The organism is Sanguibacter sp. Leaf3 (genome assembly GCF_001425965.1).
Taxonomy (GTDB): Bacteria; Actinomycetota; Actinomycetes; order Actinomycetales; family Cellulomonadaceae; genus Sanguibacter; species Sanguibacter inulinus.
Map to the genome: position 1 here is coordinate 835458 of NZ_LMRH01000002.1, position 11651 is coordinate 847108.

General features: G+C 72.1%; 9 protein-coding genes. All 9 read right to left on the minus strand.

Annotated elements, in window-relative coordinates; all coding sequences use genetic code 11:
- Window positions 1-127 precede the first annotated feature (127 nt).
- Window positions 128-1744, minus strand: a complete 1617-nt coding sequence (gene lnt, locus ASG53_RS11185; protein ID WP_056134156.1) for an apolipoprotein N-acyltransferase — start codon at window positions 1742-1744, stop codon at window positions 128-130.
- A 329-nt stretch (window positions 1745-2073) separates the two neighbouring features.
- Window positions 2074-3696 (minus strand): amidohydrolase, encoded by a 1623-nt coding sequence (locus tag ASG53_RS11190; protein WP_056132808.1) that lies wholly within the window; start codon window positions 3694-3696, stop codon window positions 2074-2076.
- 91 nt (window positions 3697-3787) lie between these two features.
- Window positions 3788-6703 carry a DEAD/DEAH box helicase gene (locus ASG53_RS11195; protein WP_056132812.1) on the minus strand — a complete coding sequence of 972 codons (2916 nt, stop codon included), beginning with the start codon at window positions 6701-6703 and terminating at the stop codon, window positions 3788-3790.
- Window positions 6704-6790: 87 nt separating this feature from the next.
- Window positions 6791-7813 (minus strand): diacylglycerol/lipid kinase family protein, encoded by a 1023-nt coding sequence (locus tag ASG53_RS11200; RefSeq protein WP_082543978.1) that lies wholly within the window; start codon window positions 7811-7813, stop codon window positions 6791-6793.
- A gap of 10 nt (window positions 7814-7823) precedes the next feature.
- Window positions 7824-8585 carry a twin-arginine translocase subunit TatC gene (gene tatC / locus ASG53_RS11205; RefSeq protein ID WP_056134162.1) on the minus strand — a complete coding sequence of 254 codons (762 nt, stop codon included), beginning with the start codon at window positions 8583-8585 and terminating at the stop codon, window positions 7824-7826.
- A gap of 62 nt (window positions 8586-8647) precedes the next feature.
- Window positions 8648-8935, minus strand: coding sequence for a Sec-independent protein translocase subunit TatA (gene tatA / locus ASG53_RS11210; RefSeq protein WP_056132815.1), 288 nt, complete (start codon window positions 8933-8935; stop codon window positions 8648-8650).
- A gap of 162 nt (window positions 8936-9097) precedes the next feature.
- Window positions 9098-9430, minus strand: coding sequence for a hypothetical protein (locus tag ASG53_RS11215; RefSeq protein WP_056132819.1), 333 nt, complete (start codon window positions 9428-9430; stop codon window positions 9098-9100).
- Between the two features lie 10 nt (window positions 9431-9440).
- Window positions 9441-10553 (minus strand): helix-turn-helix transcriptional regulator, encoded by a 1113-nt coding sequence (locus ASG53_RS11220; protein ID WP_235533907.1) that lies wholly within the window; start codon window positions 10551-10553, stop codon window positions 9441-9443.
- A complete protein-coding gene (locus ASG53_RS11225; protein WP_056132820.1) occupies window positions 10546-11559 on the minus strand; it encodes a helix-turn-helix transcriptional regulator in 1014 nt (337 codons plus the stop codon). Before ASG53_RS11225 ends, ASG53_RS11220 begins: the two co-directional genes overlap by 8 nt.
- Window positions 11560-11651 lie beyond the last annotated feature (92 nt).

Here is an 11651-nt window from a genome sequence, read left to right on the forward strand (position 1 = left end):
TGCTCGCCGTGCCGGCTCTCGGTCGTGCTCGGTGACGCTCCCGAGGCCGTGCGCGCTGTGCGCACCCCCAGGACTGTAGCCGGGGGTGCGCCCTCGCGCGCCCGCCGGCCGCGAGTCGTCCCTGTCACTACTTCTTCGGAGCCGAGCGGCCTGCGGACGGGCGAGACCGCGGAGCTCCTCGGCCGGTGACCTCGGCGGCCCGCTCGCGGCGGCGCTGGGCACCGGCACCGACCGCGGCCACGAGGAGTGCCAGCGTCGCGGCGAGCACGACCCACGGGACCGCAGGACCGATGGCGACGGCGGGCGTCGTCGAGGTCCGCAGAGCGACGTCCTCGATCATCTGCTCGTGGGTGAACAGACCCGTGCGCGAGACGATCGTCCCGTTCGGGGCGATCACGGCGCTGACTCCGACGGTCGAGATCTGGACTGTCGCGCGGCCCGTCTCCATCGCCCGGATCTGGGACATGGCGAGCTGCTGGGTGGACTCGGCCGTGGGGCCGAAGCTCGCGTTGTTGGTCTGCACGACGAGCATCTCGGCGCCGGCTGCCACGGAGTCGCGCACGAGGCCGTCGTAGGCGATCTCGAAGCAGATGACGTCACCGATCGAGACCGTCCGGCCCAGGCGCTCCGAGTCGAGGTCGACGACGCCGACCTCGGTCCCGGCGATCATGTCGTTCGTCACGAGGTCGACGGCCGACGAGAACGGCCGGACGAGCTCACGGATCGGGATGTACTCGGCGAAGGGCGCCGGGTGCTGCTTGGCGTACCTGTCGACGACGCCGACCCCGGGCTCCCAGAGCAGCCCGACGTTGTACCGGCCGCCGCTCTCGGGGAACTCCTGCGCGCCGACGAGGATGGGTGCTCCGACAGCCGCGGCCGCGTCGTCGATGTCGCGCGCGGCCTCGGCGTCGACCTGGGGGTCGTAGTCGCTGCCGTTCTCGGGCCAGAGCACGATGTCCAGGTCGCCCTGGTCGACCGAGTCGAGCAGCGAGTACGTCCCGTCGACGTGGTTGGTGAGCACCTCTCGGCGGTTCTCGAAGGCGTCTAGGCCGGGCTTGGACACGTTGCCCTGGACGGCGCCGACGGCGAGCGTGCCGGACTCTGCCTGCGTGCCGAGAGGCACCGCGAGGCCGACCGCGAGGATCGCGACGGCGGCGATCAGCGACGCCCCGACAGTGATGAGCTGGACGCGGAGCATGGCGAGCACGGCGACGGCGAGCAGCGCACCGGCCGCCGCGACGGCGAAGGAGACGAGCGGCGCCCCGGCCACCCAGGCCAGCCTGCCGAGGGCCGACTCGGCCTGGGAGAAGGCGAGCCGACCCCACGGGAACCCTCCGAAGGGCACCGCCGACCGGGCGACCTCCCCCGCGACGAACAGAGTCGAGAACGAGAGCACCTGCAGCAGGACGCTCCGCCCGATGCGCGGGACGCGCCGCACCCACGTCCACACGAGCATGACCACCCCGATGAAGAGCGCCTCGAGGACGCTCAGCGCGATCCAGGGGACGTCACCGACCGCGTACTGCGCCCACTGGATGTGCCTGAGGAAGAAGGTGACCCCCCACACCACCCCGAGCAGGGCGTTCCACCACGGTGCGTCGCGGTTCCCGGCGAGGAACAGCATCGCGACGCCGACGGGTGCGAGCACCCAGATGCCGGTGTCGGGGAAGGCGAGATCCGTGACCAGGCCACCGGCGGCGGCGAGGAGGAGGGCGAGCAGGCGGGGTACAGGTCGGGCGGGCACCCGTGCAGGGTACGTCACCGAGGTGGGGACAGGCTGGTGGTCGCCTGTGGTGGGCGGGCGGCCCGCGCGTCCTTCGGGCCGACGTCCGAGGACGTCGTTTTCTACTGGACGCGCGGACCCACCCAGAACTGCGACGACGTCGCTGGTCTGGTGCCCGCAGAGAGAGGTTCTGACCCCTGGACGCCGGAGCGCCGCGCTCGCGCACCAGACGAACCTACTCGTCCCCCTCGGAGTCGTGTCAAGGGTGGATTCACGAGCCCTTCACGCCTCAGGCCCAGACCCAGCGTCAGCCTCACCCTGCGACCGAAGGCCCAGACCCAGCCCCAGCCTCAGCCGAGGGTGTCGTAGATGGCCCGCCCGGCACGCAGCGTCATGACGCAGGTCGGGGTGGCTGCGGGATCGGTGAGGTCCGGCAGCAGCGGGGTACCCGACCGTGCGTCCGTGCTCCAGGACGACAGCCCGGCGGCCTCGGACTGCACGGTGACCTGCTCGGCCCGCCAGACCGCCAGGTGCGCGGGCGCGCCGACCCGGATCTCACCGGCGCCGGTGTGGTCGAGCCCCGCCAGGCGCCAGCCGCCGCGCGTCGACGAACGGAACGCGGCCCGCGCGGAGATGCGCTGGTCGGCGGTGTGGTGGAACACGGCTGCACGGACTGCCGCCCAGGGATGCAGCGGCGTGACGGGCGCGTCAGAGCCGAAGGCCGTCGGGATGCCCGCCGACGCGATCGCGGCGAGGCGGTTCATGCCCGCCGCCCGCTCGTTGCCCAGGCGTGCCTCGTAGAGGCCTCCAGGGCCTCCCCAGGCGGCGTCGAAGCCCGGTTGCATGCTCAGACCCACACCGAGGGGAACGAGGGCCTGCAGGGCCGCGTCGTCGAGGAGCAGCGCGTGCTCGAGCCTGTGCCCGATCTTGCGCATGGCGCTGCGCGCCGTCTCGGCAGCCGCCGCGAGCCCGGCGAGCGCCGTGTCCATCGCGAGGTCGCCGATGACGTGGAAACCGGCCTGGAGACCCGCCTCGGTCACGGCGAGCACGTGGTCGCGCACCTGCTCGGCGTCGAGGGAGAGCGCACCGGCGTGCCCGGGCGCGTCGGCGTACGGGGCCCGGAGCGCGGCCGTGCGCGCACCGATCGACCCGTCGACGTTGAGGTCACCTGCCAGACCTCGCAGGCCGGGGATCTGGCTCGCGATCTCCCGAGCCTCGTCGGCCGTGCGGCACAGCTCACCGCGATATCCGATGACGAGCGGCAGGCCCGAGTCGTCTGACGCCGTGAGCGCCAGGAGCGAGGCGAGGCCCTCGCGGGTGTCCAGGCCTGGTGCGCTGTTCTCGTGCACGCTGACCACACCCCTGGCCGCGGCTGCACGCAGGCCCGCCTCGACGAGCCTGTCCCGGGCCTGCGGTGACAGCGCTCGCGCGACACCTCGCGCTGCGACGTGCGCCTCCCCAGTGACGAAGCCGTCCTCACGCCAGCCGGGCAGACCCCGCAGCCCGGCCTCGTCGGCGAGCCTGCTGGAGACGACAGCGCAGTGCACGTCGGCCCGCGACGCGTACACGGCTGCGCCGCCGGTCATGGTGTCGATCTCGGCGGCCGTGGGCGGACGGGAGTCGTCCCACCGGCTCTCGTCCCAGCCGTGGGCGAGCAGCGGACCGTCGGCCGCTGAGTGCGCCCGGCTGCGCTCGGCGATCGCCTCGAGGGCCGCGGCGCGGGACGTCACTGCGCTGAGGTCGACCCCTGCCCGCGCGAGCGCCTCTTCGACGACGTGCACGTGCGCGTCGACGAAGCCGGGTGCCACGAGCGCCCCGTCGAGCTCGATCACCCGGTCGGCCCGGGCGGCGAGGCCGTCGGCGGTGTCGTTCGCGCCGATCCAGGTCACCACCCCGTCGTCGACGAGGATCGCCTCGGCGAAGGGGTCTGCCGGAGAGTGGATGATGCCGCCACGGAGCACGATGGAAGTCACGACGAACCACGATAGGCCACCTGTGGGCTCAGGTGGTCCACCGGGGGCGCAGACACCGCCTGCGCCCCCGGGCGACGCGCGCGCCCACCGGTCACACGCTCGAGTACGCCACCACCCCGCGCCGGATCGCGTCGATGGCCTTGTTCGCCGTCACCCTCACGTGGTCCTGAGGCGAGGCCTTGGTCAGCTGGCCGAGGACGTCGATGATCTGCTTGCACCACCTGACAAAGTCGCCGGCGGCCAGGTCGGTCCCCTTGAGCACCACGTCGAGGCTGCGTCCCGACGCCCACCTGTGCACGGCCTCGACCAGACCCATGTCGAGGGGGCCGGTGGCCTCGAGCCTGTGGGCGTCCTCGAGGTCGTCGAGCGCCGACCAGATGCGCACCGTCGAGTCGAGGGCCAGCGCCAGGCGACCGTCGGGCCCGCCGGGGACGTGCGGCTCGTCCTCGCGGTCGTCGCGGCGCGCCGAGTACACGACTGTCGAGACCGCCGCCGCCAGCCCTGCAGGGTCGAGGTCGTCCCAGACCCCTCGACGCAGGCACTCGGCGAGCAGCAGGTCGCTCTCGGCGTAGAGCCGCTTGAGGCTCTCCCCCGCCCGGGTGACCACGAGCGCGCCGTGCTCGTCGCGCTCCAGGTACTCCAGGGTGCGCAGCACGTCGCAGATGCGGTCGAAGACCTTGGCGATCGAGCCGGTCCGCCCCTCGATGCGTCGCAGCAGGGCCTTGTGCTCCTTGTCGAGGGACTCCCACCGCAACGCCCAGCGCGCGTGCGTCTCGCGGTCGGGGCACGAGTGGCAGGGGTGCGCACGGAGCGCCGCCTGGAGCCGGGCGAGCTCTGCATCGTCACCGGCACCACGGCGTGTCGAGCGACGACCGGGCACCTGCCCGTCGGCGGTGTCCGCGAAGGCCCCCAGACGGGTGTTCATCGACGAGACGAGGTCCCGCCGCGACCCGGGGTTGCGCGGGTTGAAGGTCTTCGGGATCCGCACCTCGCCGACCACCCGCAACCCCTGCGGCACGTCGGCGACCGTGAGCTTCTTGACCTGCCTGTCCGTGCTGAGGATCGTCGGGCGCGGACCGTCGAAGCCACCGTCCGCCCCGGGGTCGAGCACGAGGGCGTAGCCCGCGCGGCGACCCGACGGGATCTCGACGAGGTCGCCCCGCTGCAAGGCCTCCAGCGCCCGGACCACCTCGCTGCGCCGCTCGTTGGTCGCCCGCTTCGACAGCTCGGTCTCCCGTGCCGAGAGCGCCTTGCGCAGCCGCATGTACTCCCGGAAGTCTCCCTGCTCGCACAGCATCGCCTCGGCGTACCCGTCGAGGGCCTCCGAGCTCGCAGCAGCCTGCTTCGCCAGGCCGACGACACCGCGGTCGGCCTGGAACTGCGCGAAGGACGTCTCGAGGATCTCGCGGGCGCGCTCGCGGCCCACCTGGGACACGAGGTTGACGGCCATGTTGTACGTCGGGGCGAAGCTCGACTTGAGCGGGTAGAGCCGCTTGGAGGCGAGCCCTGCCAGGACGACGGGGTCGAGACCGGGGTGGTCGACGACGATCGCGTGACCCTCCACGTCGATGCCGCGTCGCCCGGCACGTCCGGTGAGCTGGGTGTACTCCCCCGGCGTGAGGTCGACGTGGGAGGAACCGTCCCACTTGACGAGCTTCTCGAGGACCACAGAGCGCGCCGGCATGTTGATGCCGAGGGCGAGGGTCTCGGTCGCAAAGACGATCTTGACCAGACCGGCGCTGAAGAGCTCTTCGACGGTCTCCTTGAACAGCGGGAGCATGCCGGCGTGGTGCGCGGCGATCCCACGGGTCAGGGCGTCGAGCCAGCCCCAGTACCCGAGGACGGCGAGGTCCTCGGAGGGGATGTTCGCGCAGCGGGCCTCGACGATCCCGCGGATGGTGAGCTCTTGCTCGGGGGTGGTCAGGCGCAGCCCGGAACCGACGCACTGCGCGACGGCTCCTTCGCAGCCCGCGCGGGAGAAGATGAAGTAGATGGCCGGGAGCAGCCGGGCACGGTCGAGCTCGTCGACCACGGTGAACCGTGCCGGTCCGCGTCGTCCGGTGGTCCCTGCGGAGCCGCGCGCACTGTCCTTGCCCCGCGCGCCGGGTCCGCCCTGACCGCGGGCGCTGCGGTACCCGCGGCCCCGGCCGCCGCCTCCGCGGAAGGAGTCGCCCTGGCGCATGAGGGCGAGCAGGTCGGGGTTGATCGGCGGGTTGGGGCCCGGGGCCGTCGGGTCGACGGTGTGCGCGTAGAGGTCGAAGAGCCCACCCGGTGCGGCACCGCGGCGGGCGGCCACGACGTGCTGGCTCAGCGGGACGGGCCTGTGCTCGCTCACCACGACTGTCGTGTCGCCGCGGACCATCTCGAGCCAGTCGCCGAACTCTTCGGCGTTCGAGACCGTCGCCGACAGCGACACGAGCTGGACGTCGGCGGCGAGGTGGATGATGACCTCTTCCCAGACCGACCCGCGGAACCTGTCGGCGAGGTAGTGCACCTCGTCCATGACGACGTACCCGAGGTTGTCGAGGGTCGGCGAGCCCGCGTAGAGCATGTTGCGCAGCACCTCGGTCGTCATGATGACGACGGGTGCCTCACCGTTGATGGTGGTGTCACCGGTCAGCAGACCGACCTTGTCGGCTCCGTAGCGGGCGACGAGGTCGGCGTACTTCTGGTTGCTGAGCGCCTTGATGGGGGTCGTGTAGAACGCCTTGCGACCACCGGTGACGGCGAGGTGGATCGCGAACTCTCCGACGATCGTCTTGCCGGCGCCTGTGGGGGCTGCGACCAGCACACCGTGGCCGCGCTCGAGCGCTGCGCAGGCCTCGAGCTGGAAGTCGTCGAGCTCGAAGTCGAGGGTCTGACGGAAGGCGGTGACCTCGCGGGACTCGAGCTCGGCCCGCTGGCGGTACTGCTGGTAGCGCTCGGCGGGGCTCGGCCCGCTCGAGGTGGACCGGGTGCTGGTCTGCGGGGTGGGTGCGGACCTGCGGCGTCGTGAAGGGGGTGCCATGCGTCCAGCCTAGGTCGCTGTCGGCGGGTCCGCGGTCTGGAGGCCGGCGGCGGCAGGCTTCCCTGACCTGTTGTCTCGGTCTGCTCCTCAGGCCAGCACGCGCAGCGCCCCGGGGTGCACCTGGGCGCGCAGCGGCACAGGCCCGACGACCTCGCCGTCGGCGAAGGCCACCGGGGGCACGCGGCCGTCGCCGCTGGCCTCGATGACGACGCTCCTCGTGCGGACCACGTGCACGGCCGGGTGGCTCAGGTGGGTGCCCTTGTACAGCCGGGGGAAGAGCCGCAGGATGCCGCGGCGCGAGAGCTCGGTCGCGTAGACGACGTCGAGGAGCCCGTCGTCGACAGCGGCGTCGGGGGCTATGCGCAGCCCGCCGCCGATCTGCGGGGAGCTGGCGACGGCGACGAGCGTCCCGCGGAAGGTCTGCGTCCCGGCGTCGGTCGTGAGCCTGTACCCGTAGGGCGAGAACCCGGCGAGGCAGGCGAAGACCGCCCGCACATAGCGGCCGTGGCCCGAGGGCCAGCTGTAGGTGTTGGCGCGGGCGTTGACGTCGGCGTCGAGCCCGAGGGACAGGACCCCTGCGTACCAGCGTCCGCCCCAGGCGTCGTCGCCGTGGGCGGGGTCGTGCGGCCGACCGCCCGGCACGACGGCTTCGACGTGCACGGCGTCGACGGCTCGCGCTGGCCGCTCGAGGGCGGCGACGACCTGGGCGACCGAGGCGGCGACGTCGTGGACGGGGAGCCCGAGGACCTGCGCGAAGTCGTTGCCCGACCCCGTGGCCACGACGGCGAGCGGTGTGGGTGTCTCGACCGTCGCGTTGACGCCGAGGTGCACCATGCCGTCTCCCCCGACGACGACGAGCGCGTCGAGCCCGTCGAGGGCCGCTGCGCGGGCACGGGCGACGGCGTCGGCGACCGAGGCTCCCGAGACGTCGAGGACCTCGATACCGGCTCGGGTGAGGAGCTGTGAGGCCAGCAGCCCGGCCTCGCGTCCGCGGCCGTGCCCCGCGGTCGGGTTGACGACGAGCCCGACGGTGCGGCGGGCCGGGGGCCGGTCACCGTCGCCCGTCGAGGCTCTGGCGACCGGCCCGCCTCGTGCGGGGGTCGTGGTCACAGGTGCACGGTCAGACGTCGTACGCGTCGATCTCGGCGTCGCGCTCAGCCGTGCGCTTGTCGACCGCGCGGTCTCGCAGGACGCAGACCCCGAGGGCCGCGAAGTACAAGATCACGATGGGCAGCGCCACGAGGATCATGGTGAGCGCGTCGGGGGTCGGGGTCATGACGGCGGCGAAGGTGAAGGCGATGACGATGGCCCATCGCCACCCCCTCGCCCAGGTCTCGGCTCGGACCAGACCCGCGAAGGTCAGGGCGACCATGACGACGGGCAGCACGAAGGCCAGGCCGAAGGCGAGCAGCAGACGCATGACAAAGCTCAGGTACGTCTGCGCGTCCTGGAAGTTCGTCGCACCCTCGGGGAGGAAGTCGGTGAGGATCTTCACGGCGTGCGGCAGGATCATCCAGGCCATGAAGGCGCCGGCGAGGAAGAGCGGGACCGCCGAGCCGAGGAAGCCGAAGGTGTAGCGCTTCTCCTTGCTGGTCAGCCCCGGGGTGATGAAGGACCACAGCTGGAACAGCCACCACGGGCTGGTGATGATCACGCCGATGAACAGCGAGATCTTGATCTTCATGTCGAGGGCCGTGGCCATGCCGCCGAAGTTGATGTTGATCGGCTGGTTGAGGCGCGCGGCAGCGTCGAGAAGAGGCTCTTGCAGCAGGTTGAACACAGGGTCGTACAAGAACCAGCCGCCGACGGCACCGACGACGATGCCGAGGGCGGCGAGGAAGAGTCGCCGGCGGAGCTCGAGGAGATGGCCGCGCAGGGGCATCTTGCCCTTCGCGGCCAGCTTCTCGGCGCGCTCCTCAGACCGGCGGGAGCCTTGCGCCACGCTCACGCCTGCGGCGGGGTGGTGCTCCCGGACGGTGTCCGCGGCGGGTTGGCGGTGACGTCCACGGGGGTGACAGGGGGTGTGGCTGCGCCCTGCTCAGGGGTGACGACCTGGACTGTCGGCGCGGGCTTGTCGTCGTCCTCGGTCAGCTCCTTCATCTCCTTCTTGAAGATCTTCAGGGACTGGCCGACGCTCTTGGCGAGGTCCGGGAGCTTCTTCGCCCCGAAGAGCAGCACGATGATGATGAGCAAGATGAGCAGGTGCGTGGGCTTGACAGCGTTCCCAAACATGGGTGCCTCCTGGTGTGGGCGTGGTCGTTCCATCGTAGATCCGGTGACGCACTGCGAAGGGTACCTGCCCGAAGTATCTGCCTGGTGCAGGCGCTTCTTCGTCGAAGCGCTTCACTCAGTCTGCACCACGCGAGGCCCGTGCTCAATGCCGCTGGCACATCGTCAGAGGTCGATGGTGCGCCACGTCTCGTAGCGGTCCGCGTCTGCGGCGTAGCGTGCGCGGCGCCGGCTGCGACGCCGCGCACGGCGGTCCGCGACGAGCTCGGCGAGGTCGTGGCGGGCGGCCGCGTCGGCGAAGACGTCGACGCCTCGCGGCTCTGGCCCGACCGGGATGCCCTCGAGGGCCTCGACCCGTTCGGCGAACCTCTCGAGGGTGGACAGGGCCTCACCGCCTGTACGTGCCGTGCGGCGCAGGCGCCGCCAGAGGGAGCGCGCGAGCAGGACCGCACCCGCGAGGGCGGCGACCACGAGGACGAACCAGATCCAGAACCACATGCGAGCCAGCCTAGGCCCCGACGGGGGGCTGCACGTCCTGAGCGGCCCCGTCTGTCCTGCTGGCACCGTCGAGGCCGTCGGCACCGGCAGCACCCTCGACGCGGGCTGTGCCCTGCGTAACGCCAGCGCTCTCGCCACCCTCGGCGCTCTCGTCCCCGTGCAACCCGAGCGCCTCGTACTCCGCGAGGGCCAGTCGTGCGGCGACCGCGACGTCTTCGCGGACCTCGTCGGGCCCGACCGCGATGAGCCGCGGGGCGTTGCGCAGGAGGAAGAGGCGCAACCACGACGGGTTCGCGACGCGCAGCGTCACGGCGAAGCGGGTCTCGTCGATGTTCGTCACGGACTCGACGGGGACCTGCTCGGCGATCCACCGCGCCTGGGCCGAGAGCACGAGCTCGACGACGGTGTCTCCTGCGGGCCTGTAGGCGCGGGTCCCCTCGGACCGGCCGGCGGTGTGCGTGACAGGTTCGTCGACCACCTCGGCCGCGAGGATCCTGTCGGTGCGGAAGGTCCGCTCCCCCTGGGCGTCCAGGCACCACGCGTGCAGGTACGTCACGTCGTCCGAGGGGACCAGGCGGAAGGGCTCGACGACACGTCGGGTCGTCACGTCTGAGGCGTCGACGTAGTCGATCCGGAGCCTGCGGCCCGTGGTCGTGGCAGACCGGATCGCCGCGAGGACCTCCTGCGACGCGTCGACCGTCACGCGGACGTCGAGCGCTGACGCCGCGTCCCCCGTGGCGACGGTCAGCTTGGTCAGGGCCGACTCGACCACCCGCGCCTGCTCGTCGTCGCCCGAGGCCGACACGGCCTCGCGCAGCGCCCGGAGCGCGGCGATGAGGGCGATGCCCTCCCGGGTGCCGAGCCGCAGCGGGCGGGTCATGCCGCGGGCCTCGGTGAGGTGCACGACGCCGCGGTCGTAGGAGTCGGCGTCGAAGTCGATGAGGTCGTCCGGCCAGTAGCCCGGGGTCCCCGACACCCACAGGGTGTCGACGTCGGCGAGGATCTGCTTCGCGGTGACACCGAAGTGCCGCGCGAGCTCGTCCACGGGGACGGGGCCCGAGGCCTCGAGGAAGGAGACCAGACCGACGAGGCGCACGAAGCGTTCTGTCGCCCGCTCAGCCACGGTGCGCTCCTTCGGTCGGTCCGGTGAGTCTGGTCGCGGCGAGCAGCCTGTCGATCACGGCGGCACGCACGTCCGGGGGGTCGAGCACGACGACAGCGTCACCGTACCCGGCGACCTCGTCCGCGATCGTCCTCACCGACGTGAAGTCCACCACGACGACGTCCCGGCCTGGCACCGCACCAACGGTCTCGTCGCCGTGGACCCGCGCACGGGCACGCAGCGCACCGGCACGCTCGGGCCGCAGCGCGAGGACGGCCGAGCGCAGCGGCGCCGGACGGCGCAGCCCGATGAGCGCGTCGGCGTCGAGGTCAGCGGGGATGTCGAAGGCGCCGGCCGGTCCGGTGGCCCGCACCGGCCCCTCGACGCGGGTCAGCTTGAAGGCGCGTGCAGCGCGCCGGTCCTGGTCGTGCCCGAGGAGGTACCAGCCGCCGTCACGGACGACCACACGCCACGGCTCGACGGTGCGGCGCAGCACCTGCCCAGTGCTCGCGGCCCTGTAGGTGAAGGTGACCGCGCGACGCTCGACGACGGCGTCGAGCAGCGTCTCGTAGGCGTCGGAGACAGAGCGGACCTGCGGCGCCAGACCCGCCACGGCGTCCGCGGCCTCGCCGAGCTCGGCCGACTCCCCCGCCGACCGCAGCTTGGTCAGCGCCCTCGTCGTGTCGACCGCGACAGCGCTGTCCTGCCAGAACTGGGCGGCGAGGGAGAGCACACCGAGCTCGGCCGGGGTGAGGTCGACCTCCTCGAGGGCGTACGCGTCCTTGTCGATCCTGTACCCCACGTCCTGCGCGTGCCCGCCCGAGTCGACCGTGACGATCGGGACGCCGAGGGCACGCAGGGAGTCCTTGTCACGCTCGAACATCCGCTCGAAGGCCTCGGTCGTCGCCGCCTCGTCGTAGCCCGCCACGGATGCGCGGACGTCGTCCTTGGTCATGCGCAACGGCGTGTTCATGAGCGCGATGACGAGGTTCAGGAGTCGGGCAGCAGGTGGGGTGGTCGCAGGCACGCCCCTACGCTAGCGCCCGCCACGCGCCCACAACGCCCGACACGAGACGGCCGTGGTGGGTGAGGAGACCAGAGGGAGGCTGTGGACCACCG

What these genes read in the sequence shown, in the direction of transcription:
- tatA (WP_056132815.1), bottom strand. Translation starts at nt 8,935, where the DNA reads ATGTTTGGGAACGCTGTCAAGCCCACGCACCTGCTCATCTTGCTCATC.
- ASG53_RS11215 (WP_056132819.1), bottom strand. Translation starts at nt 9,430, where the DNA reads ATGTGGTTCTGGATCTGGTTCGTCCTCGTGGTCGCCGCCCTCGCGGGT.
- tatC (WP_056134162.1), bottom strand. Translation starts at nt 8,585, where the DNA reads ATGCCCCTGCGCGGCCATCTCCTCGAGCTCCGCCGGCGACTCTTCCTC.
- ASG53_RS11195 (WP_056132812.1), bottom strand. Translation starts at nt 6,703, where the DNA reads ATGGCACCCCCTTCACGACGCCGCAGGTCCGCACCCACCCCGCAGACC.